The organism is Nocardioides glacieisoli, from assembly GCF_004137245.1.
Classification (GTDB): Bacteria; Actinomycetota; Actinomycetes; order Propionibacteriales; family Nocardioidaceae; genus Nocardioides; species Nocardioides glacieisoli.
On the sequence record NZ_SDWS01000003.1, the window covers coordinates 145,388 to 165,974 of the forward strand.

24 protein-coding genes are annotated in these 20,587 nt (G+C 70.7%); 9 read left to right on the plus strand and 15 right to left on the minus strand.

Annotated elements, in window-relative coordinates:
* The first annotated feature begins 9 nt into the window (after window positions 1-9).
* Window positions 10-783: a type I methionyl aminopeptidase gene (map, locus tag EUA06_RS08260; RefSeq protein ID WP_129474564.1), complete on the plus strand. Its 774-nt coding sequence runs from the start codon at window positions 10-12 to the stop codon at window positions 781-783.
* Between the two features lie 3 nt (window positions 784-786).
* Here the strand turns inward: map and EUA06_RS08265 are convergent, their stop codons facing one another.
* The 4 genes from EUA06_RS08265 to EUA06_RS08280 form a co-directional block, all read right to left on the minus strand.
* Window positions 787-2,934 carry an MMPL family transporter gene (locus tag EUA06_RS08265; protein ID WP_129474565.1) on the minus strand — a complete coding sequence of 716 codons (2,148 nt, stop codon included), beginning with the start codon at window positions 2,932-2,934 and terminating at the stop codon, window positions 787-789.
* Between the two features lie 66 nt (window positions 2,935-3,000).
* Complete coding sequence (locus EUA06_RS08270) at window positions 3,001-4,038, minus strand: hypothetical protein (protein ID WP_129474566.1); 1,038 nt, start codon at window positions 4,036-4,038, stop codon at window positions 3,001-3,003.
* Window positions 4,035-4,892 carry a glycerophosphodiester phosphodiesterase family protein gene (locus tag EUA06_RS08275; protein ID WP_165354310.1) on the minus strand — a complete coding sequence of 286 codons (858 nt, stop codon included), beginning with the start codon at window positions 4,890-4,892 and terminating at the stop codon, window positions 4,035-4,037. The genes EUA06_RS08270 and EUA06_RS08275 overlap by 4 nt, the downstream gene beginning before the upstream one ends.
* Window positions 4,889-6,742: an AMP-dependent synthetase/ligase gene (locus tag EUA06_RS08280; RefSeq protein WP_129474568.1), complete on the minus strand. Its 1,854-nt coding sequence runs from the start codon at window positions 6,740-6,742 to the stop codon at window positions 4,889-4,891. Before EUA06_RS08280 ends, EUA06_RS08275 begins: the two co-directional genes overlap by 4 nt.
* 58 nt (window positions 6,743-6,800) lie before the next feature.
* Here EUA06_RS08280 and EUA06_RS08285 point away from each other — a divergent pair, with 58 nt between their 5' ends.
* Window positions 6,801-7,082: a hypothetical protein gene (locus EUA06_RS08285; RefSeq protein ID WP_129474569.1), complete on the plus strand. Its 282-nt coding sequence runs from the start codon at window positions 6,801-6,803 to the stop codon at window positions 7,080-7,082.
* Window positions 7,083-7,101: 19 nt separating this feature from the next.
* Window positions 7,102-7,401, plus strand: coding sequence for a hypothetical protein (locus tag EUA06_RS08290; protein ID WP_129474570.1), 300 nt, complete (start codon window positions 7,102-7,104; stop codon window positions 7,399-7,401).
* Window positions 7,402-7,698: 297 nt separating this feature from the next.
* Here EUA06_RS08290 and EUA06_RS08295 read toward each other — a convergent pair whose 3' ends face one another.
* Window positions 7,699-8,490 carry a hypothetical protein gene (locus tag EUA06_RS08295; RefSeq protein ID WP_129474571.1) on the minus strand — a complete coding sequence of 264 codons (792 nt, stop codon included), beginning with the start codon at window positions 8,488-8,490 and terminating at the stop codon, window positions 7,699-7,701.
* 169 nt (window positions 8,491-8,659) lie between these two features.
* Here EUA06_RS08295 and EUA06_RS08300 point away from each other — a divergent pair, with 169 nt between their 5' ends.
* Window positions 8,660-10,021 (plus strand): DUF222 domain-containing protein, encoded by a 1,362-nt coding sequence (locus EUA06_RS08300; protein ID WP_165354311.1) that lies wholly within the window; start codon window positions 8,660-8,662, stop codon window positions 10,019-10,021.
* On the opposite strand, the gene EUA06_RS08305 is transcribed toward EUA06_RS08300, so the two are convergent.
* From EUA06_RS08305 to EUA06_RS08315, 3 genes are read right to left on the minus strand one after another with little or no spacing between them, the layout of a single operon-like run.
* Window positions 9,950-10,360 (minus strand): HNH endonuclease, encoded by a 411-nt coding sequence (locus EUA06_RS08305; protein ID WP_129474573.1) that lies wholly within the window; start codon window positions 10,358-10,360, stop codon window positions 9,950-9,952. The two genes, EUA06_RS08300 and EUA06_RS08305, sit on opposite strands and share 72 nt — an antisense overlap.
* Before the next feature lie 4 nt (window positions 10,361-10,364).
* Window positions 10,365-10,547, minus strand: a complete 183-nt coding sequence (locus tag EUA06_RS08310) for a PspC domain-containing protein (RefSeq protein ID WP_129474574.1) — start codon at window positions 10,545-10,547, stop codon at window positions 10,365-10,367.
* A gap of 9 nt (window positions 10,548-10,556) precedes the next feature.
* The gene (locus EUA06_RS08315) at window positions 10,557-11,072 is read right to left on the minus strand and encodes a metallophosphoesterase family protein (protein ID WP_129474575.1); all 516 of its coding nucleotides are present in this window, start codon (window positions 11,070-11,072) and stop codon (window positions 10,557-10,559) included.
* Window positions 11,073-11,111: 39 nt separating this feature from the next.
* On the opposite strand from EUA06_RS08315, the gene EUA06_RS08320 reads away from it, so the two are divergent.
* The 4 genes from EUA06_RS08320 to EUA06_RS08335 all read left to right on the plus strand — a co-directional run bounded on the left by EUA06_RS08320 (window position 11,112) and on the right by EUA06_RS08335 (window position 14,116).
* On the plus strand, window positions 11,112-11,390 hold the full coding sequence (locus EUA06_RS08320) for a hypothetical protein (RefSeq protein ID WP_129474576.1): 279 nt from the start codon (window positions 11,112-11,114) through the stop codon (window positions 11,388-11,390).
* Between the two features lie 89 nt (window positions 11,391-11,479).
* Complete coding sequence (locus tag EUA06_RS08325) at window positions 11,480-11,923, plus strand: ferritin-like domain-containing protein (protein WP_129474577.1); 444 nt, start codon at window positions 11,480-11,482, stop codon at window positions 11,921-11,923.
* Between the two features lie 34 nt (window positions 11,924-11,957).
* Window positions 11,958-13,181, plus strand: coding sequence for an NAD(P)/FAD-dependent oxidoreductase (locus EUA06_RS08330; protein WP_129474578.1), 1,224 nt, complete (start codon window positions 11,958-11,960; stop codon window positions 13,179-13,181).
* On the plus strand, window positions 13,178-14,116 hold the full coding sequence (locus EUA06_RS08335) for an NAD(P)/FAD-dependent oxidoreductase (protein ID WP_129474579.1): 939 nt from the start codon (window positions 13,178-13,180) through the stop codon (window positions 14,114-14,116). The genes EUA06_RS08330 and EUA06_RS08335 overlap by 4 nt, the downstream gene beginning before the upstream one ends.
* On the opposite strand, the gene EUA06_RS08340 is transcribed toward EUA06_RS08335, so the two are convergent.
* Entirely contained in the window at window positions 14,088-14,453 is a 366-nt protein-coding gene (locus EUA06_RS08340; RefSeq protein WP_129474580.1) for a nuclear transport factor 2-like protein, read from the minus strand. The two genes, EUA06_RS08335 and EUA06_RS08340, sit on opposite strands and share 29 nt — an antisense overlap.
* Window positions 14,450-15,244 (minus strand): DinB family protein, encoded by a 795-nt coding sequence (locus tag EUA06_RS08345; RefSeq protein WP_129474581.1) that lies wholly within the window; start codon window positions 15,242-15,244, stop codon window positions 14,450-14,452. Before EUA06_RS08345 ends, EUA06_RS08340 begins: the two co-directional genes overlap by 4 nt.
* Window positions 15,245-15,299: 55 nt before the next feature.
* Between EUA06_RS08345 and EUA06_RS08350 the strand changes: the two genes are divergently transcribed.
* Window positions 15,300-16,196, plus strand: coding sequence for an alpha/beta fold hydrolase (locus tag EUA06_RS08350; RefSeq protein WP_129474582.1), 897 nt, complete (start codon window positions 15,300-15,302; stop codon window positions 16,194-16,196).
* A 1-nt stretch (window position 16,197) separates the two neighbouring features.
* On the opposite strand, the gene EUA06_RS08355 is transcribed toward EUA06_RS08350, so the two are convergent.
* The 5 genes from EUA06_RS08355 to EUA06_RS08375 are packed head-to-tail and all read right to left on the minus strand — an operon-like array spanning window position 16,198 to window position 20,512.
* Window positions 16,198-16,413: an amphi-Trp domain-containing protein gene (locus tag EUA06_RS08355; RefSeq protein ID WP_129474583.1), complete on the minus strand. Its 216-nt coding sequence runs from the start codon at window positions 16,411-16,413 to the stop codon at window positions 16,198-16,200.
* A 22-nt stretch (window positions 16,414-16,435) separates the two neighbouring features.
* Complete coding sequence (locus tag EUA06_RS08360) at window positions 16,436-17,584, minus strand: acyl-CoA dehydrogenase family protein (protein WP_129474584.1); 1,149 nt, start codon at window positions 17,582-17,584, stop codon at window positions 16,436-16,438.
* Complete coding sequence (locus EUA06_RS08365; RefSeq protein ID WP_129474585.1) at window positions 17,577-18,476, minus strand: oxygenase MpaB family protein; 900 nt, start codon at window positions 18,474-18,476, stop codon at window positions 17,577-17,579. The genes EUA06_RS08360 and EUA06_RS08365 overlap by 8 nt, the downstream gene beginning before the upstream one ends.
* Window positions 18,464-19,504 carry an LLM class F420-dependent oxidoreductase gene (locus EUA06_RS08370; protein ID WP_129474586.1) on the minus strand — a complete coding sequence of 347 codons (1,041 nt, stop codon included), beginning with the start codon at window positions 19,502-19,504 and terminating at the stop codon, window positions 18,464-18,466. The genes EUA06_RS08365 and EUA06_RS08370 overlap by 13 nt, the downstream gene beginning before the upstream one ends.
* 39 nt (window positions 19,505-19,543) lie before the next feature.
* The gene (locus EUA06_RS08375) at window positions 19,544-20,512 is read right to left on the minus strand and encodes a hypothetical protein (RefSeq protein WP_129474587.1); all 969 of its coding nucleotides are present in this window, start codon (window positions 20,510-20,512) and stop codon (window positions 19,544-19,546) included.
* Window positions 20,513-20,587 lie beyond the last annotated feature (75 nt).

Sequence of the window (20,587 nt, forward strand, 5' to 3'; positions counted from 1 at the left end):
GGCTCCACGATGATCGAGATCCTCACGCCCGTCCAGGTCGACCGGGCCCGTCGTACGGGCGCCCTGGTCGCCGACATCCTCGCCACGCTGCGCGGGCGGAGCATGGTCGGCACCAACCTGCTCGAGCTCGACCGGTGGACCGCCGAGATGATCCGCGACGCGGGCGCCGAGTCCTGCTACGTCGACTACGCGCCGTCCTTCGGCCGCGGGCCGTTCGGCCACTACGTCTGCACCGCCGTCAACGACGCGGTGCTGCACGGTCGCCCGCGCGACCAGCGGCTCGCCGACGGCGACCTGCTGACCCTCGACCTCGCGGTCCGGCTCGACGGCGTCGCCGCCGACTCCGCGATCAGCTTCGTCGTGGGGGAGAGCCGACCGGCCGGGAGCGTCGAGATGATCGAGACCACGCAGCGCGCGCTGGCGGCCGGCATCGCCGCGGCCGGTCCGGGCGCGAAGATCGGTGACCTCTCCCACGCGATCGGCAGCGTCCTGCGTGAGGCCGGCTACCCGATCAACATGCAGTTCGGCGGCCACGGCATCGGCACGACGATGCACCAGGACCCGCACGTCTCCAACGACGGCCGACCGGGCCGTGGGTACAAGCTCCGCCCCGGCCTGCTGCTCGCCCTCGAGCCGTGGATCATGGCCGACACCGACGAGCTCGTCACCGACGAGGACGGCTGGACGCTCCGCAGCGCCACCGGCTGCCTGACGGCCCACAGCGAGCACACGATCGCCATCACCGAGGACGGTGCGGAGATCCTGACCCTGCCCTCGCGCTAGAGGTCAGTGCACCGTCTCGATCGGCGCCTCGATCTCGTCGAGGCTGAGGTGGTGGTCGTCGTCGTCGAGCCTGCTCGGCCACCAGACCTTGCCGCCGAGGTCCATGTTGATCGCGGTGACGAGCACGGAGCGGACGATCATGGTGTCGAGGATGACGCCGAGGGCGACCGCGACGCCCAGCTCGGCGAGGAACACCACGGGGATCGTGCCCAGCACGAGGAACGTCGCCGCGAGGACGAGCCCGGCGCTGGTGATCACGCCTCCGGTCGAGGTCAGCGCCACGAGGGCTCCCTTGCGGGTGCCGTGGTGCATCGTCTCCTCGCGGACGCGGGTCATCAGGAAGATGTTGTAGTCGATGCCCAGTGCCACGAGGAACACGAAGGCGAACAGCGGGAAGCTCGGGTCCGCCCCGGCGAAGCCGAAGACGTAGGTGAAGAGCAGCGACGACAGTCCGAGCGCGGCACCGAACGACAGCACGACGGTGACCATCAAGATGACCGGCGCGAGCACCGAGCGCAGCAGCGCCATCAGGATCAGCAGCACCACGACCAGGATGATCGGGATGATCACGATGCTGTCGCGCTCGGAGGCGTTGAGGGTGTCGAGGAAGAACGCCGAGCCCCCGCCCACCAGCGCGTCGGCGCCGTCGACGTCGTGCACCGCGTCGCGGACCCGCTCGACGGTGTCGAAGGCGGCCTGGGTGGACGGGTCGGAGGTGATCGTCGCCTGGATGAACGCCACGTCCTCCTGGACCACCGGGGGTGAGGGCGCCTCGACGCCCTCGAGCCCGACCATGGCGGCGGCCACGGCCTCGCCCTCGTCGGCGTTGGCGACCACCAGGACGGTGTTGGACTGGTCGAGCAGGCCGTGCTCAACGAGCGTCTGCTGGCCCGTCACGGACTCGAAGTCGGTGGTGTAGGTGTCCTCCGTGCTGAGGCCGTTGGTGTTGAGGGTGAAGAGGCCCAGGCACGCCACGGCGAGCAACGCGGACGTGATGACCCAGACCCGCCGCGGGCGAGGGGCGATCGCGCGGCCGACCCGTGCCCAGATGCCGGACTGGGTGGGCTCGGGGGACCCGAACGACGGGCGGCGCGGCCAGAACACCCAGCGGCCGGTGATCACGAGCAGCGCGGGCAGCAGCGTCACCATGACCACGAACGTGACCGCGATGCCGATGGCGGCCACCGGGCCGAGCCCCGCAGTGGAGTTCATCTCGGCGAAGAGCAGGCACAGCATGCCCAGGACGACCGTGGCGGCGCTGGCGAGGATCGCGGGCGCGGCCCGGTGCAGCGCGAACGCCATCGCCTCGTGGCGGTCCTCGTGGCGACGGAGCTCTTCCCGGTAGCGGGCGACGAGCAGCAGTGCGTAGTCGGTGCCGGCGCCGATCACCAGGATCGTGAGGATCGCGTAGGACTGGCCGTTGACGGTGAGGTCGGCATACTTGGCGAGGAAGTAGATGAGCGCCTGCGCGGCGAAGAGCGAAACACCGGCACAGAAGATCGGCAGGATCCACAGCACCGGGCTGCGGTAGGTGAAGAGCAGGATGAGGATGACCACCGACAGCGTCGCGACCAGCAGCGTGGAGTCGATGCCGCCGAAGGCCTCGGCCGCGTCGGCGGCCTGGCCGCCGGCGCCGGCGATGTAGGTCTCGACCCCGTCGATCGCGGCGATGTCGCGCAGGTCGGTCGCGATGTCGGGCAGCTTGTTCCAGCCGTCGGCCCCGAGGTCGAAGGTGATCTGGGTCTGCGCCACCTCGCCGTCCTCCGAGATCGCCGGGATGCCGATCTCCTGGGCAGCGGCGGGGCTGATGACCGGGGGCGCACCCTGCGCGCCCAGGGCGGCTAGTCCCTCCATCGTGGCGAACTCCGCGGCGTCCTCCTCGATCGCGGCGAGGTCCTCCTCGGTGAGCCCGCCCTCGCGCTCGTAGACGACGAGCGTGGGGATGGCGTTGGGGTCCTGGAACGGGCCGAGCCGCTCGAGCGCGCGGGTGGACTCCGCCGAGGCCGGCAGCCAGGAGGACGCCTCGTTGTTCTGGACGTCGGCCAGCTTGCTGGCGAAGCCCGCTGCGCCGACGGTCACCACGATCCACGCGACGAGGACGATCCACTTGCTGATGCGTCCTGTGAGCGATCCCGCGAGCTGTCGGTTCATGCGTCCAGTCGACCAGCCGGGACCGACATCGTGCATCGGTGATTCCCCCGAGGTCTAGACAGGGGGTCAGCGCGTCTGCAGCCGGAACGGCGAGAAGGCGTCCACCGATCCGCGGCGCGGGGCGACGGCGTACTCCATCGAGCCGTCCACGCCGAGCCGCACCACCGCCCACTTGCCGTCCTGGTAGGTCACGACGAGCACGTGCGCGGCGTCCTCCCAGACCTCGTCGAAGTACGTCGCGGAGCTGCCGTCGCGTGCCGAGGTGAACGAGCGGACCACGGAGCCGTCGGACGTCGTGAGGACGTCGAGGGCGGTGGGGCCGAAGCCGTCGGCGTACGCCGGGGTGCCGAGGACGTGGCGGTTGTCGGGCGAGATGTCCGAGAGCTGGTTGTCGCAGGTGCGCCACTTCACCTGCCAGCTGCGCAGCATCGCGCTGCACGACCCGAAGTCGGTGACGGAGGTGGTGCCGCCGAGCCACCGGCCGCGGCCGGTGTCGGTCTGGCGCAGGTGGGGGACCGTGTCGACGATGCCGTGCGAGGAGGTGTAGAACGCGCGGTGCGGGCCGTTGACGGCGATCGAGCAGCCGAAGCCCGGGTCGCCCTCGCCCTCCTTGCAGTTCTCGCCGGTGACCGCAGCCGCGTGGGCGGTGCCGGTGACCGGCGGTCGGTTGAAGCGGAGGACCCGGTCGCCCTCCTGGTCGATCGTCCACACCCGGCCGGCGCGGCCGGCGAAGGCGACGACCTGTCCCTTCGGCGAGACGGCGAGGCCGTAGCCGGTGCGCCACTCGCCGCGGCCCGGGGTGCCGTCGGCGGCGATCCAGCGGGTGGTGGGACGGCCGCCGATCGTCTGGACGACGTAGCCCGAGCCCATCCGCGCGAACTGGTCGAGCCGGTTGGAGACCGGCGTCCGTGTCCCGTCGGTGCCGTGGATGACGGTGCTGCCCGAGCGTCGCTCGGACCAGGCGATCTCGGGAGGGGCGCCCTGCTCGAGGTCGGAGACGTCGAGGACCGTGCGTGCGGCCTGCTCCCCGGCGGTGGCGGGCGCGAGGGCGGACGCGAGCACGAGCGTGGTCGCGGCGAGGACGGCGGTGCGGACGATGGTCATGCTGAGGAGACGCCCGGGACGGCGTCGGGGTTGCCTCCACCGGGGAAGGATTCCGGCAGCGCGCGGCCCTCGCTCGACAGCACCTGGCGCAACCGCTCGGGGTGGTTGGTGATCAGGCCGTCGACCCCGAGGCGGACGAGGTGGCGCATGGTGGGCTCGTCGTCGACGACGTAGGGGATGACGCGCAGGCCCACCCCGTGCGCCTCGTCGACGAGCGCGGCGGTCGCGAACGGCTTGTACGACGGGTCCTCCACGCCGGCTGCGAACGGCGAGCCGTGGATCGGCGAGATGGCCGTGAAGCCCTCCGCCGCCGCGGTGCGCACGAAGTGGGTGTCGACGGCCAGCCCGTCGAACCACGGGGAGGGAGTGCCCTTCAGGTACTTCGGCGAGACGAGCAGGTTGCGCTCCAGCGCCGGCTCCGCGTCCGCGACCCGGGTGAGCACGCCCCAGTCGAAGCACTGGATGCTGGTGCGCCCGACCATTCCGTCGATGTCCAGCGCCTCGACGACCTTGGCCACGAAGGCCTCGCGGGTGGTGAGCTGGGCCGCGTCGAGGGCGTCGTACTTGATCTCGAGGTTGATCCGCACCGGGTCGGCGCCGCGCTCGCGCAGCAGGGCGGCGACCTGGCGCAGCAGCGGCATCGTCGGCGGGAGGTCGGGGCGGGTGAGCCGGCGGATGAGGCGCGCGTCGGCGAGCGCGGCGTCGTGGGCCACGACGACGTCGTCCTCCGCGGTGAGGTGGACGTCGAGCTCGAGCGTCGAGACGCCCAGCGCGAGAGATCGGCCGAAGGCCTCGAGGGTGTTCTCCGGCCAGAGCCCGGCGCCCCCGCGGTGGGCCTGCAGGTCGAAGGTCACGTGTAGAGGGAGTCCACCACGTCGGCGTACTTCGTCTTCACGACCCGTCGCTTGAGCTTCAGCGTCGGCGTGAGCTCCTCCGACTCCGCGGTCCACTCGTCGGGGAGCAGCTCCCACGCCTTGACCTGCTCGGGCCTGGATAGCCGCTCGTTGGCCTTGTCGACGGCCGCCTGCGCCATCGCCCGGATCTGCGGCTTGGTCGAGAGGTCGGCGAGGTCGGTGAACTCGACGCCCATCTTCGCGGCCACCAGCGGCGCGATCTCGCCGTCGAGGGTGAGGATCGCGACGACGTAGGACTGGCCGTCGCCGAGGGCCATCGCGTGCCCCACGATCGGCGACTCCTTGAGGTAGTTCTCGATGTTGGAGGGCGCGATGTTCTTGCCCGCGGAGGTGATGATCAGCTCTTTCTTGCGGTCGATGATGGAGTAGAAGCCGTCCTCGTCGACGGTGCCGATGTCCCCGGTGTGGATCCAGCCGTCCTCGTCGATGAGCGCGCGGGTCGCCTGCTCCTGGAGGTGGTAGCCGGGGGTGTTGACCGGCCCGCGGACCAGGATCTCGCCGTCCTCGTCGAGGCGCACCTCGATGCCGGGGTTGGGTACGCCGACGGTGCCGAGCTTGAAGTGCTCGGGGCCGTTGGAGGTGAAGGCTCCCGTGGTCTCGGTCATGCCGTAGACGTCGTACACCCGCAGGCCGAGGCCGCCCATGAACTTCGCGACCTCCAGCGGCATCGGCGCGGCGGCGCTGGCCGCCCACTCGACCTGGTCGAGCCCGAGCAGCAGCCGGAGGAACCCGAGGATCGCCTCGTCCGCCTTCGCGTAGGCCTCCGCGACCTCCGGCGTCATCTCGTTGCCGTACTCGTGGGCCTGCGTCCACGCGAGACCCGCAGCCATCGCGTTCTTCACGAGCTCCTGGTTGTCGGGGTTCGGGTCCTCCGCGAGCTTGGCCGAGATGCCGGTCTTGATCTTCTCCCAGACCCGCGGGACGCCGAAGAACGCCGTCGGGTGCACCTCGCCGAGCGCGCCGAGCAGGCCGGCGGGGTCGGGGATCGCGTGGACGTGGCTGCCGAGGAAGGGAGGGGCGTACGTCGCCAGCACCCGCTCGGCGATGTGGGCGAGCGGGAGGTAGGAGACGGTGCGCTGCGGACCGCTCAGGCCGGCGTTGTCGAGCGTCGAGACGGCCTCGAACATCACGTTGTGGTGGGTGAGCACGACGCCCTTGGGGTTGCCCGTCGTGCCCGAGGTGTAGAGGAAGGTCGCCGGCAGGTCGGGGGTGATCCGGTCCATCCGCTCCTCGACGCCACTGGTGTCGTCGCCGCGGGCGAGGAGGTCGTCCCACGTCATCACGCGCGGGTCGTCGACGCTGTCGGCGTCGGCCAGCATCACGACGTGGCGGATCGAGTCGACGTCGGCGAGCGCCTTCTCCCAGCGCTGGTAGCGGTCACGGTCCTCGAGGATCACCACGACGGGTCGGGACTCGCCGGCGATGAAGGCGACCTGGTCCTGGGCGAGCGTGTTGTAGATGGACATCGGGACGGCCGCGGCCGTCATCGCGCCGTAGTCGGCCAGGGTGTGCGCCGTGCGGTTGGCGGCCATGATCGCCACCGGGTCGCCCTTCTCGACGCCGAGCGCGATCAGGGCGGCGGCCACCCGCTGGGTCTGCTCCCACGTCTGCGCCCACGAGATCGTCGACCAGGTCTCGCCCTCGGGCACGTCGAACCGGTCGGAGAAGGCCGGCTGGTCGCCGAACCTCTCCGCGGCCTGGCGCACCGTGGCCGGCATGTGCAGGCCGAGGATGCGGGCCTCGTACTCCTCGCGGACTGCTGCGACGTCGGCAGGGATCTCGTGAGCCATGGCATCTCCTGATCGATCCTGTGTGGCGGGGGTCACATCATGGCGGTTGAATGCACGGGTGTCGACGGAACCCTCACCCCCGCGCTCGCGGACCCCGGAGCAGGCTGCGGCCTGGGCCAGGGCGGAGGAGGAACGCCGCCTCGCCGCGTCGCGCGTGCGGGTCGGCCCGGCACCGCGGGCGGTCGCGCACCTGGTCATCGGGCTGCTCGTCATCGTCGCCGCGCTGACGACGTGGTGGGTGACCTCTGACCGCTCCGACGACCGGCTCGACGTGCTCGTGCTGATCGGGCTCATCGGTGGGGGAGCGGCGCTCGCTGCCTCGGTGCTGCCGCGGGAGTGACGGCAGGTACGGTCCGGTCATGGTGGCGAGTCGATCAGCGCGGGAACGCAAGGCCGCGACCCAGGCGGGTCCGCTGGCTCACGTGAAGATCGACCTCGACGGCGACCAGCAGTTCCTCTACCGGATCAGCTGCACGACGTGCACGGCCCGCGGCCACCGTCCCTGGTCCACGCACCGCGCGGGGTCGGACAACGGGTTCATGGCCGCGATGGACCGCTGGATCTTCCACCTGGTCGAGAAGCACCCGGGCGAGGACGCTCCCTGCCTGGCATTCCGCGCTGAGGCGGAGCAGAGGCTGCACGAGCGGCGCGAGGGGTAGGGGACGCTCCATTTCCTGTGGTGCGTTCGCGGCGGTACGACGCGCCGACATCGTGTCGGGCGAACAAGTTACATCTACAACAGACGAGATCAGCGGCCCAAGGTACGCCTCAGCGCGAAGGTGCCAGGTCATCCGCTGTCATGCTGTCGAACGATCGTGGCGTCAACTATCCACTCAACGGTTCTACTCGCTCTCCAATGGGGAGAAGAATTGCTTGTTGTCGAGCTCGCTCCAGTGCCGCACCGACACCTCGGTTGCTTGAATTTTGGGGAGGACGGGGACGCGGGCCTCCGCTGATCAATTGATGCGTCGGCTCTGGCAGTACGCGATATACCCCTGCAGTTGCTCTAGGTCTTGCCTTGCCGAGACGAGCGAGGCTTTGGCGTCAGCCAAGGTGACCTTCAATCCCGCAAGCTTCTTCCGCGCCTTCACCAGAGTGACCTTTGCGCTGCGGATCGCTGCCGGACGATTGCTCGCCTTGGCCTTGGCAAGAGCTGCCTTGGCTCTGCTCACCGCGATCTTCGCTCTGTAGACCTGCTGCCTCGATTTCGCGAAAGCGGCCAGCGCCTCTGCGACCGTGGCTTGAACGGCCTCGAGAGAGGACCAGTCCGAACTGGCCGAAGGGTAGAACGTCTTGAGCGTTACTGCTTCTGGGGTTCCGGGGCTGAATGTGACGTAGATATCGGGTGTCGGGTTCAGGTCACTCTTGATCGCGCACATCGAGTTTGTTTCATCGGTGACCTCCATCGGCGCGAGCGTCCGAGTTTGCGCGCCGTATGTTGGGTCCGAGAAATCGATGCGAACTACGTAGGTGGTCCGGTTGCCAAGAGTCAACATGTCGGTTGCGTCGATCCGAAGCGCATCAATACGTTTGATGTTTGGTTCGTCGTAGGCGTGAGCGGCCGGCGGCGCGATGCTGGCGGGAAGAAGCAGAACGGGAAACGCGAGAGCAGCTCTTCGCGCCCAACCAACAACTTGAGACATGGGCTTCCGTCCTAGGCCACGACAATTTTGCGCACCGTAACACGCCGCCTCGATGGGCCGTTCGAGTTCGACGAAGAGATCGTCGAGCGCTAATCGGAACTTCATCGAGCACTCTGAGACGAGTGCCGGGGTGGCCACCTATGCCGTCAGGTGCGGACTCGCGCCCACGAGACGCTGCGTCATAGTGGGCGGGTCGAACCGTGTCGAGTCACGCAGGACCAAGGCCGCCAGCGGGACCGACCCCACTGTCGGACCCTCCTGCTTGAGTGGAGTCATGCACCTGACCACCGCTCTCGAGGAGCTGACCGAGGCCGAGCTCCTCGATCACGCCGACGAGGTGGCGCGCACCCAGCGCGAGTGCGAGGCGCAGGTGCTCCGGATCGCTGGACAGGTCGCGATCCTCAACAACCCCGACACCCTCGACCCCGAGGTGAGCGCGCTGCCCGGGCGTGAGCGCGTACGGCGATTCGGTGGGGTCGGGACGCCGGACGTCTCGGAGTTCGCGGCGGTGACGCTCGGCGCCCGGTTGGGCCTCTCGTCGGGATCCGCGCACTCGCTCATGGCCGACGCACTCGACCTGATGATCCGGCTGCCGCAGCTGTGGCGACGCGTGGAGGCCCTCGAGGTCAAGGCGTCGTACGCCCGCTTCGTTGCGCGCCGCACGCGCGACCTGACCGCAGAGCAGGCGTCGTACGTCGACGAGCGCGCCGCCGAGCCCGCCGACGGTCGGATCCCGTGGTCCCGCTTCGAGGACCTGGTGACCGGGCTCGTGGTCGCGAGTGACCCCGAGGCCGCGGCTCAGAAGGAGCGCGACAACGCCGAGCGTCAGGTCGCCAACCCCACTCGCTCCACCGACGACGGGATGCGCGGCTTCTTCATCCGCGCGCCGTTCCCGGTCATCGCCCTCTTCGACGCGCGCGTCCAGTGGTTCGCCGACATCCTCGCGAGCCTCGGCGACACCGACGACCGCGATCGCAGGAGGGTCAAGGCGATCGTCATCCTGGCCAACCCCCATGCAGCCGTCGCGCTCATCGAGGCGTTCGTCCAGTGGCGCGACGGTGACCCCGAGAAGCCCGACCTCGACTGGGCGACCGTGATGCCCAGCGTGACCCTCCACGTCCACACCTACGCAGGCGCGGAGCCGACCGGGACAGCCCGCGCCGAGGGCCACGGCCCCGTCACCGAGGAGTGGGTGCGCACCCACCTCGGCCCCCACGCACGCTTCACCATCAGGCCGGCCCTCGACATCGAGGGCCAGGCGCCGGTCGACGCCTACGAGATCCCCGACCGACATCGGCAGGCCTTGCATCTGATGACGCCGGCCGACACCTTCCCCTGGGGCGTGAGCACCTCACGTGACCAGCAGATCGACCACACGGAGCCCTACCGGTCAGGCGGGCCGCCCGGTCAGTCGAGGGTGGGCAACTACGGCCCGATGACGACCTTCCACCACCGCATCAAGACCCACGGTGCGTGGGAGGTGCGCCAACCGTTCCCGGGCATCTACGTCTGGCGCGACCCGCACGGAGCGACGTACGTCGTCGACCACACGGGGACGCGGCGACTAGCCGACGTCGGGTGGAGGAGTCCGGCCGAGGCCAGGCTCGAGCAGGTCCTGTTCTCCCTGGCTGCTTGATCCCGCGAGCCCGCCGACGACCTCGGCATGCCTGACCAGGAACGCCCGCTCGTCGAGCCGCTTCCGCCGCAGCCACCCGGTGACCTCGTCGTTGCACTTGCTCGCGTTGCACGACCCGCAGGCCGGCACGACGTTGGTGACGGTGTAGCGCCCGCCGCGCGAGATCGGGAGGACGCAGTCCTTCTGGAGCGGGACGCCGGACGCGCCGCAGTAGGCACAACCGCCCCACGCGGCCTGCAGGCTCGACCACTCGGTGGGGCTCAGGTCGTGCTCGACCCCGGCCATCCGGCGCTTGCGCTTCCGGGCGGCCCTGGCGCGGCGGGTCCGGACGGCGGGCAAGGCCTCACTCGCCCTTCGGCATCAGGATCCATCCGATGATGTAGGCGATCTCGCCCGCACCGAAGATGCCGCCGATCACGAACAGCAGCCGGACCAGGCCGCGGGAGATGCCGAACCGGTCGGCCAGACCGGCGCAGACGCCAGCGATGATCTTGCCGCGACGGGGACGCACGAGGATTGAGGACATGGGTCTTGTCTACCGCACGCCCCGCAGCGGCAGCCGGTGCAACGCGACGTCGCGGAGCTCGCCGTCGTCCACCACGGCGGTCATGTAGGTGCAGTGGGGCTGTCGCCGCCGGTCGGTGGGCGAGCCGGGGTTGAGCAGGCGGAGCCCCGAGGCCGCGGTGGTGTCCCACGGGATGTGGCTGTGGCCGAACACGAGGACGTCGACGTCGGGGTACGCCGCAGCCATCCGCTCCTCGCGACCCCTCGACTGGCCGGTCTCGTGCACGACCGCGATCCTCAGCCCGTCGAGCGAGACCCTGGCGACCTCGGGGAGCCGATCCCGGAGCTCGCCGTGGTCGTTGTTGCCGAAGCACGCGACCAGCTGGCGCGAGCGCGCTTCCAGCTCGTCGAGGAGACGTACGTCGACCCAGTCGCCGGCGTGCAGCACGACGTCCGCCTCGTCGACCGCCGCCCAGACGTCGGCGGGCAGCGATCGAGCCCGCTGGGGGACGTGGGTGTCGGCCAGCAGGAGCAGTCGGGTCGCCATGCGGCCAGTGAATCCCATCCCAGTGGGTACGGCACACGCATGGCATCCGATGACACCGTCGACGACATGGTCGCCGAGGCAGTGCTCCAGCTCTGGTCCGCGGCACAGACCGACTTCGACCCCTTCGAGGTCCCCTCAGAGGAGTGGCCGGCGAACGCCGTGCCCGTGCGCGACGCCGACATCGCCGTAGACACCCGCCTCGAGCTCGACGACGTACGCGCCTCGCTGGAGCGCCTCGACGGCCTCAGGCTCGTGCTGGGGGGGGACGCCGGGACGGTCAGCGTCGTGCGGGTGCTGCCCGAGGACACACCCCTCTGAGGGCTCGCAGGGCTCGTCACACCCAGGGGGATGTTCCGTCGACCGGCCGGGTCGGCGAGCGTGGCAGGTTCCCTACGAAGGAGAAACACGTGTCTGATGACGCCAAGGCAGCCAAGGAGCTCGTCGAGACCCTGAAGGACGGCGAGAAGGGCTACGCCACCGCGGCGGACAAGCTGCGTGACAGCGACCGTCCGGAGTGGGCCACGACGATGCAGAGGCTCTCGCAGCAGCGTGCCGGCTTCTGGCGCGAGATCGTCGACATGGGCCACGAGTACGGCGACGACGTCGACGAGAGCGGCACTGTGGCCGCGGCCGTGCACCGCGGCTGGCTGTCCCTCAAGGACGCCGTGACCGGTGACGACCCGGACGGCGTGCTCGGGGCTGCCCAGACCGGGGAGGACCACGCCGTCAAGGAGTACGAGGACGCGCTCAAGATGGACCTCAGCGCCGGCTTCCGCGAGGTCGTCGTCCGCCAGCAGGCCGACGTCCTCGCCGCCCGCGACGAGCTCAAGGCGCTGAAGAGCGCCAGCTGACGGGACGCATCGTATGGCTGGCTAGGGTCGCGACATGAGAGCCGACGTCGTGGTCGTGGGAGCGGGTCTGGCCGGCCTGCGGTGCGCACAGGTGCTGCAGGGTGCCGGGCGCGACGTCGTGGTCCTCGAGTCCGCCGACGAGGTCGGCGGCCGCATCCGGACCGACCGCGTCGACGGGTTCCTCGCCGACCGCGGCTTCCAGGTGCTCAACCCCGCCTACCCGGCCGTACGACGCTGGGTCGACGTCGACGCGCTGCGGCTCCAGCCGTTCGGTGCCGGTGTCGCGGCGCGGGGTGACAGGGGGCTCGACGTCCTCGGCCACCCGCTCCGCAGCCCGGGTCTCCTCCCTGCGACCCTGCGCGTCGCCGGTCGGCACCCGGCCGAGGTCGCCGCGCTCGCGCGGTGGGCCGCTCCGCTGCTGCGCCCGCGTCCGGGTCGGACGCTGTCCGACGTCCTCGACAAGCGTCCGGACGTGACCCGACGGGAGGCGCTCGACCGGGCCGGGGTCGACGGCCTGCTCCGCCGGGTGGTGGACCGGTTCCTCGCCGGAGTCGTGCTCGAGGACGACGGCAGCACCTCCGACCGCTACGCGCTGCTGCTCGCCTGGATGTTCGCCCGCGACGTGCCCTCGCTGCCGGCGGACGGGATGACCGCGCTGCCGCGACAGCTCGCGGCGACGCTCGGCGACCGGGTCCGGCTCGGCCGTGCCGCCCGTCGCGTCACCGGCACGACCGTCGAGACCGACGACGGGACCTGGGCCGCCGACCACGTCGTGGTCGCGACCGACGCCGTCGCCTCGGCCGACCTCACCGGACGCCCAGCGCCGGCGACGAAGGGGGTGGTCACCGTGTGGTGGGCCGCGCCCGATGCCCCGGCGAGCGACCTGGTGCACGTGGACGGGCGCGCGACCCCGAGCGGGCCGCTGGTCAACGCTGCGGTCGTGTCCCGCGCTGCACCGTCGTACGCACCTCGCGGTCGTCACCTCGTGCAGGGCTCGGCACTGATGGGTCCGGGACGCGACACCGACGAGGCGTCGATGCGACGCCATGCCGGCGACCTGCTCGGGACCGACAGCTCCCGGTGGGAGGTGGTGGTGCGGCACGAGGTGCCGCACGCGCTGCCGGTCCAGCCGGCGCCCTTCACGGCTCGCCAGCCGGTGCGTGTCGGCGACCTCGTGGTGTGCGGTGACCACTGCGACACCGGCTCGATCCAGGGCGCGCTCGTCAGCGGTCAGCGTGCCGCGGAGGTACTGCTGTGAACGACGTCGTCGTCGTCGGCGCCGGCCTCGCGGGCGTCGCCTGCGCCCGTGCGCTGCAGGAGTCTGGAGTGGGCGTCCGGGTGCTCGACCGCGGCTACGTGCCGGGCGGGCGGATGGCGTCGAAGCGCCTGTGGGGCCGACCGGTCGACCTGGGCGCGTCCTACTTCACCGTCGACGACCCGGGCTTCGCGGCGGTCGTCGACGACTGGGCCGCGCGCGACCTGGCGCGCCCGTGGACCGACACCTTCACGGCCATCGACGCCGACGGGTCCAGCTCCAAGACCGGGCCGGTGCGCTGGGGAGCGACCCACGGCCTGAGGTCGCTGGTGGAGGACCTTGCCCAGGACCTGGGGGTCGAGCGCAGGGAGGTGACGGACCTCGCCGATCTGGAGGCGGCCATCGTCGTGCTCGCCATGCCCGACCCGCAGGCCCGCCGGCTGGTCGGTGACCACCCGGTCGCCGAGCTGCTGGACCGGGAGTGGGAGCCCGTGATCGCGCTCGCCGCCCGCTGGCCGGATCGGTCGTGGGACCTCGACGGCGCCTTCGTCAACGACGACCGCGACGTCGCCTGGATCGCCGACGACGGTCGCCGACGCGGGGACGACGCACCGGTGCTGGTCGCGCACTCGACGCCCGCGTTCGCCGCCCGACACCTCGACGACCCGGGTGGGGCGGCGCCGGCGATGGTCGAGGCCGTACGTCGATCGCTCGGGGTGGGGGAGCCGGACGAGGTCCACGTCCACCGTTGGACCTTCGCGCGGCCCACCGGGGAGCGCGAGGCGGCGTACGCCCTGGTCGATGGTGACGCGCTGGTCGGGGTGTGCGGTGACGGCTGGGGCCCGAGGCCCAAGGTCGAGACGGCATGGGTGTCGGGCACCTCGCTGGGGCAGGCCCTCGCCCGGCGGCTCAGCGCGGCCGGAACCCCGAGCACATGATGCGCAGGTGCTCGATCGACTCGCTGCCACGGTAGTAGGCCTGCTGCTCGGCGACGTAGGAACCGTCGTCGTTCGAGAGGTCGAAGCGATAGCTGACGTGCGAGGTGTCGGCGACAGCCTCCCCGTCGGACACCCCGAGGACGCGCTCGATCCGGTCGGACTCCGCGAACCACGAGCCGAAGACCACCTCGACCACGTCGTCGGGGCCGGTGCCCTCCCACGTGCGGCCCGGCGTCAGGCCGCGGAAGTCCACGTCGTCGGCGAGCAGCGCCCGGAGGGCCGCCTCGTCCTTGGCGGCGACGGCGTGCGCGAAGCGGGTGCCCAGGGTCTCGGTCATGAGGCCAGCTTCGCGAGGTCGCGCTCGGCGTACAACCGGTGCTGCCACTCCTCGTTGAGCACCACGCGCAGGCAGTCCGCGACCGTGAGCCCGGTGGCGTCGGTCATGAACTGCGTGGCCGAGGTGACCGAGCGGTCCAGGCCCGCGTCGGTGAGGCCGTCGAGCACCTCCGCCACGGTGTTCCGACGCTGCCGGCGCAGGGCCATCACCTCGTGCAGCTCGGGACGCGCCCGCCGCGCCCACGGGACGTCCTCGAACTCGGGCGCCTCGTCCCACGGGAGGTCGAGGGGGTGCCACGGGGAGCGCTGGGCGAGCACGACGCCCCCGATCCAGCAGGCGTGGGCGAAGCCGAGGTGGCGCAAGGTCTCGATGAACGACCACTCGTCGTCGACCTGCTCGTAGAGCTGGTCGGTCTCCAGCTCGCGGGCGCGACCCATGGTCTCGCCCCACAGGCGGTCGGTGATCGCAAAGGCTTCACGAAAGCCGTCGACGGTCGTCGGCGCCATGAGCGCCCGCTCCGGCATCTGCCGGTTGAGCTCGGCCTCGACGAGCGGGACGACGTCCACGCCGTTGACCACGAGCCGCACGATCTCGCCGCTGATCTCCATGTCGGGGACCTCGACGCCGGTCATGCGGACGCCGTCGAAGTACGCCGCCCGCACCCGCGTGCCGCTGAAGTTCACCTCGCGGATGTCGAGGTCGGTCATGTCGGCCCGCCGGAAGGTGCTGCCCGAGAGGTCGACCTGCTGGAAGCCCGAACCGGAGAGGTCCTGCTCGCTGAAGTCGGTCATGGGACGAGAGTAGGAGTGGTTGCGGACGATCGGGGACCGAATCGACACTGTGCCCATGACTGCATCGATCCGTACGCCGGGCACCGTGGCCGTTCCCGGGGCCGTCCTCTCCTACACCGTGATCGGCGACCTCGCCGACGCGACCGCGGACTCACCACCCTTGCTGCTCGGTGGCTCGCCGATGGACAGCACCGGATTCGAGAGCCTCGTCGCCGGCCTCGAGGCGAACGGGGCCCGCCGGGTCCTCGTGCTCACCGACCCGCGCAACGTCGGGCGCAGCACGCGCGACGACGACACGGCGGCCGTGACGCCCGAGCAGCACGCCGACGACCTCCACGCCCTCGTGGAGGCCCTCGGTGTCGGTCCGGTGGACTTCTTCGCCACGTCGGGAGCGGCCGTGAACTCGCTGTTCCTGGTGGCGGCGCACCCCGACGACGTACGCCTCCTGGTGGCGCACGAGCCGCCGATGGCCCCGCTGCTGCCCGACGGCGCCGCGATTGGCAAGGCGTGCGACGACCTCGTCGCTGCCTACGACGCCGACGGCATCGGGGCCGGGATGTCGCGCTTCATCGCGCTGGTGATGCACCGCGGGGAGTGGACCGGCGACGACCCGCTCCCGGACCCGGCGATGTTCGGCCTGCCGAGCGAGGACGACGGGTCCCGCAGCGACGGCCTGATGGCCAACATGCGCGGCGAGGGCTGCACCCGCGTCCCGGACCTCGACGCGATCCGCCGCGCGCAGACGAGGTTCGTCATCGGCGTCGGGGAGGAGTCGGGTGGTCCCGTGGACGGGGAGATCGCCGGCCGGGCCGGGTACGCCGTCGCGCGCGAGCTCGGTGTCGACCCGGTCGTCTTCCCGGGTGGCCACAACGGGTTCCTCGGCGGTGAGTACGGCCAGATGGGCAAGCCGGAGGAGTTCGCGGCCGAGCTGCGCTCGGTGCTCGAGGGCTGAGCTACCAGGTCAGCTCGATCTCGATCTCGTTGTCCTCACCGAGCTCGACCTCGACCTTGAGGTTCACCTGGTCGGGCACCGCCACGGTGATCCGGCCGCCGTCGCGGGAGAACTCGACGGAGTTGTGCTTGGCGAGGGAGTCGGCGAGGTCGCGCAGGCGCGTCGCGGCCTCCTCGCGGGTCATCGTGCGGGTCTCGTCCATCTCGAAGAGGTCCATGCCTAAAGAACCTAGCCAGCGCTCACAACCCGAGCATCCGCCCGATGATCTCCTTCTGGATCTCGGTGGTGCCGCCGTAGATCGTCTGGATGCGCGAGTCGACGTAGGCCTTGGAGATCGGGTACTCGTTCATGTAGCCGTAGCCGCCGTGCAGCTGGACACCCGCGTCGACGACGCGCTTCTGCAGCTCGGTCGTCCACCACTTCGCCATTGACGCGAGGGCGGTGTCGACCTCGCCGGCGTTGAGCCGCAGCACGCAGTCGTTGATGAAGACCCGCGCGATGTGGGCCTCCGTGGCCATCTCGGCCAGCACGAAGCGGTTGTGCTGGAACTTGCCGATCGGCTTGCCGAAGGCCTCGCGCTCCTTGGCGTACGTCAGGCACAGGTCGAGGACGTGCTCGACTGCCGCGACCGCGATGCAGCCGATGGAGATCCGCTCCTGGGGCAGGTTCTCCATCAGGGAGATGAAGCCCGAGCCCTCGGCGCCGAGCAGGTTCTCCTTCGGCACGTGCACGTCGGTGAACGACAGCTCGGCGGTGTCCTGCGCGTGCAGGCCCATCTTGTCGAGGTTGCGGCCGCGCTCGAAGCCCTCCATGCCGCGCTCGACCACCAGCAGCGAGATGCCCTGGTGCCCGGCGTCGGGGTCCGTCCGGCAGACCACGACCACCAGGTCGGCCAGGATGCCGTTGGAGATGAAGGTCTTCGAGCCGTTGAGGACGTAGTGGTCGCCGGCGTCGACCGCCGTCGTCCGGATGCCCTGGAGGTCCGACCCCGCGCCCGGCTCGGTCATCGCGATCGCGGTGACGATGTCGCCGGACACGCAACCGGGGAGCCAGCGCTGCTTCTGCTCGTCGGTCCCGAGGGAGGAGATGTAGGGGACGATGATGTCGGTGTGCACCGCGAAGCCCGGGCCGGAGGCGCCGGCGCGGGCCGACTCCTCGGCGAGCACCATGTTGTAGCGGAAGTCCTTGATGCCCGGCCCGCCGAACTCCTCCTCGACGTCGAAGCACAGCAGCCCGCGCTCGCCGGCCTTGCGCCAGAGCTCGCGGTCGACGATGCCGGCCTCCTCCCACGCGGCGTGGTGGGGCACGACCTCCTTGTCGAAGAAGGCGCGCGCGACGGCGCGGAAGTCCTCGTGCTCCTGCTCGAGGATGCTCGGGCGGTCAGGCATGGGCGCTCTTTCCGTGAGGGCTGTTGAGGTGGTCCAGCATCGACAGCGGACCGAGGTCCTCGAGCCGGTGGCCGTGGGGATAGGTGAGGGGCCGGTGGACGTACGCCGTCCGCCGGGGCGGCGCGAGGCGGAGCATCCGGCCGCGGAGCCGCAGGCCGCCGCGCACCGCGTGGACGAACCACCGCGGCTGCCGCGGCAGGCCCAGGGCCTCGCGCAACGGCTCGTCCATGACGGCGATCGTCACCCGCCGCAGCAGCGGCCGCAGCGGCGCGGGCGACACCTCGCGGGCGATCCGGATCGACGACTCGGCCAGCCGGGTCGCGGCCGGGGTCCGGGCGAAGTGCTTCCGCTCGGTGTCGACCAGCAGCGCGAGGTAGCCGTCGTACGTCGTGGGGAGTCCCTTGATGCCCATCAGCTCGCCGAAGCGCGTGGTCACCGTGGCGATCGCGGCGAGCTCGCGGGGGTCGAGCGGGCGCCAGCCGTAGGCGTCGATCCAGCGCACCGGGCCGACGATCGTGGTGGCGAGGACGTAGGCGAACTCCTCGTTGGTGATGTCGTAGTGGCCGTGGATCCGGTTGAGCCGGCGCAGCGCGGCGTGCGAGCGCGGCGAGTCGATGCCGTCGAGCGTCGCCTCGTCGCCGATCAGGATGGTGTCGTCGTAGCGCTTGACGCCGTGGTCCTCGAACTCGCGCGTCCGGTCCAGCAGGTCGGCGATCGAGGGGATGCCGTAGTCGCGCATGAAGGCGATGCCGGTGCCCTGGACGTAGTCCCACGGGAACTCGTGGCGCGCCGTCAGCCGCAGGATCTCGTCGTGGTCGACCTCCGGGTCCAGCGACTGGATCCGGCGCAGGTTGGCGTAGCGACCGGGGGCGTGCAGCTTCAGGACACCCATTCCTTCACCTGGGCGACCGTCGCCGCCGGGTCGTCGCTCACCGGGGTGATGTTGAGGTCGGTGACGCCGGCCTCCCGGAAGGCGGCGATCCGCTCCTTGACGTACGACTCGGGGCCGACGAGGTTCGCGGCCTCGAGCCACTCGGTGGGGATGAGCGCCTCGGCCTCCTTCTTCTTGCCGGAGAGGTAGAGGTCCTGGATCTCCTCGGCCTCCTTCTCGTAGCCGTAGGCGCGGGCGACGTCGTTGTAGAAGTTCTTGCCCTTGGCGCCCATGCCACCGACGTAGAGCGCGAAGATCGGCCGGGCGAAGTCGAGCAGCGCCTTCGTCTCCGGGCCCTCGCCGATGGCGACCATGCCGCCGGCCATCACCTGCAGGGGAGCGAGCCCGTCGAGCCGCTTGGCGTTGCCGGCCGCGAGCGCGTCGCCCCAGACCAGGTGCGCCCTCTCGGGGTGGAAGAGGTGGGGGATCCAGCCGTCGGCGATCTCGGCGGTCTGCTCGACGTTCTTGGGGCCGAGGGCGGCGATCCAGATCGGGATCGTGTCGCGCTCGGGCTTCGTCAGCAGCTTGAGCGGCTTGCCGAGCCCGGTCACGGCGCCGTCCTCCTTGGTCAGCGGGAGGTGGAACTCACCGCTGGCGGTCAGCGGCTCGCGCTTGAGCCCGCTGCGGATGATCTCGACGACCTCCTGGGTTCGCGCCATCGGCTTCTTGTACGGCACGCCGTGGAAGCCCTCGATCACCTGCGGCCCGCTCACCCCGATGCCGAGGATCGCGCGACCACCGCTGACGTTGTCGAGGCCCGCCGCGGTCTGCAGCAGCGCGCCCGGGGTGCGGGAGTAGATGTTGAGGATCCCCGACCCGATCTGGATCGTGTCGGTCTTCGCCGCGAGGTAGCCCATCAGCGTGGGGGAGTCGAAGCCGTAGGCCTCCGCGACCCACACGCTGTCGAGCCCGGCCTTCTCCAGCGTGACGACCTGGTCGGCCGCACTGCGGGGGTTGCCGTCGTACATCAGGAGGGTGGCGAGACGCATACCGCAACTGTGACAGTTTCACTGTCACGATGGCAAGGGTCAGCGGCGGAGCCGGTCGAGGATCCGCTGGGCCTCGGGGGAGGGGTACCAGAAATCCTGGTCCTCGGGCACGACTGAGTCGCCGTCGCTCAGCAGGTAGGTGTCGCAGACGCCGCGGATCACCACGACGTCGCCCCAGCTCGTCCTCCCCAGGATGTCCTGCCAGACGTAGCGCTCGTTCCCGCAGGGACCGGTGTCAAAGCCGAGGTCGCGGCGGGTGTGCTCGGGGATGTCGCCCATGAGGACCGCGAGGTCGCGTGGTGCGACGGGCGCACCACCGCGCCACGACCCGACGTCGTCCTTGGAGTCCGGTCGCCAGCACGACACCGCCTCGACCATCTCGCGCGGATCACCGAGCGGCGAGAGCCGGTGGTCCTGACCGCGGGGCGTCGCGGTGCAGTCGAGCGCCGTGGTCGGCGCCAACGGGGGCGGGTCGCGGTGGGAGCGCTGCTGGGCAAGCGCGGTGAGGTAGGCGTGGAACGGCTCGTCGGTGTTCCAGTAGTCGACACCGCCGACCGAGAACTCGAGGCAGCTCGGCTGCGTCCGCAGCGACACGACCTCGGCGTCCACGACCAGCCGCAGGTCGTAGTGGTACGAGCCTGACTGGGCGCAGAAGGCGCCCTTCTCCGGCGGTTCGAGCCGGCCGAGTCCAGCGGCCAGCACGTCAAGGTCCTCGAACAGGGGCTCGGGCGCGGTCCATGCTCGGTACCTCGGTGTGGTCGCGCACAGGCGCGCGCCCTGCAGTGAGCCGCTCAGGGGGAGCGACGCCGGAGGAGCGGCCTCGGCGTCGCAGGTGATGGCGTCAGCGGTGCTCCTGTCCCCGGCGGCGTCGAGGGTCGGTTGCTCTCGGCGAGCCGGAGGCTCACCGTCAGGTTCAAGCGGCGCAAGGACGTACGGCACGAGCCCGAGCGGCACGACGAGCAGCACGAGCACGGCCAGCGCCCCGGCGACGTACCCCCGTCTCGTCATGCGCCGAGCATGGAGCCAGCCCCCGTCGTCGCGGAAGGTTCGTCATCGAACCGTGACCGGGTCTCGATACGTCCG

Bases quoted from the DNA above. Each gene is read 5' to 3' on its own strand.
- EUA06_RS08300 (WP_165354311.1), top strand. From the start codon at position 8,660: ATGCACCTGACCACCGCTCTCGAGGAGCTGACCGAGGCCGAGCTCCTC.
- EUA06_RS08280 (WP_129474568.1), bottom strand. From the start codon at position 6,742: ATGGCTCACGAGATCCCTGCCGACGTCGCAGCAGTCCGCGAGGAGTAC.
- EUA06_RS08315 (WP_129474575.1), bottom strand. From the start codon at position 11,072: ATGGCGACCCGACTGCTCCTGCTGGCCGACACCCACGTCCCCCAGCGG.
- EUA06_RS08360 (WP_129474584.1), bottom strand. From the start codon at position 17,584: ATGCCTGACCGCCCGAGCATCCTCGAGCAGGAGCACGAGGACTTCCGC.
- EUA06_RS08320 (WP_129474576.1), top strand. From the start codon at position 11,112: ATGGCATCCGATGACACCGTCGACGACATGGTCGCCGAGGCAGTGCTC.
- EUA06_RS08310 (WP_129474574.1), bottom strand. From the start codon at position 10,547: ATGTCCTCAATCCTCGTGCGTCCCCGTCGCGGCAAGATCATCGCTGGC.
- EUA06_RS08295 (WP_129474571.1), bottom strand. From the start codon at position 8,490: ATGAAGTTCCGATTAGCGCTCGACGATCTCTTCGTCGAACTCGAACGG.
- EUA06_RS08330 (WP_129474578.1), top strand. From the start codon at position 11,958: ATGAGAGCCGACGTCGTGGTCGTGGGAGCGGGTCTGGCCGGCCTGCGG.
- EUA06_RS08350 (WP_129474582.1), top strand. From the start codon at position 15,300: ATGACTGCATCGATCCGTACGCCGGGCACCGTGGCCGTTCCCGGGGCC.
- EUA06_RS08340 (WP_129474580.1), bottom strand. From the start codon at position 14,453: ATGACCGAGACCCTGGGCACCCGCTTCGCGCACGCCGTCGCCGCCAAG.
- EUA06_RS08375 (WP_129474587.1), bottom strand. From the start codon at position 20,512: ATGACGAGACGGGGGTACGTCGCCGGGGCGCTGGCCGTGCTCGTGCTG.
- EUA06_RS08290 (WP_129474570.1), top strand. From the start codon at position 7,102: ATGGTGGCGAGTCGATCAGCGCGGGAACGCAAGGCCGCGACCCAGGCG.
- EUA06_RS08365 (WP_129474585.1), bottom strand. From the start codon at position 18,476: ATGGGTGTCCTGAAGCTGCACGCCCCCGGTCGCTACGCCAACCTGCGC.
- EUA06_RS08270 (WP_129474566.1), bottom strand. From the start codon at position 4,038: ATGACCATCGTCCGCACCGCCGTCCTCGCCGCGACCACGCTCGTGCTC.
- EUA06_RS08355 (WP_129474583.1), bottom strand. From the start codon at position 16,413: ATGGACCTCTTCGAGATGGACGAGACCCGCACGATGACCCGCGAGGAG.
- EUA06_RS08265 (WP_129474565.1), bottom strand. From the start codon at position 2,934: ATGAACCGACAGCTCGCGGGATCGCTCACAGGACGCATCAGCAAGTGG.
- EUA06_RS08370 (WP_129474586.1), bottom strand. From the start codon at position 19,504: ATGCGTCTCGCCACCCTCCTGATGTACGACGGCAACCCCCGCAGTGCG.
- EUA06_RS08345 (WP_129474581.1), bottom strand. From the start codon at position 15,244: ATGACCGACTTCAGCGAGCAGGACCTCTCCGGTTCGGGCTTCCAGCAG.
- map (WP_129474564.1), top strand. From the start codon at position 10: ATGATCGAGATCCTCACGCCCGTCCAGGTCGACCGGGCCCGTCGTACG.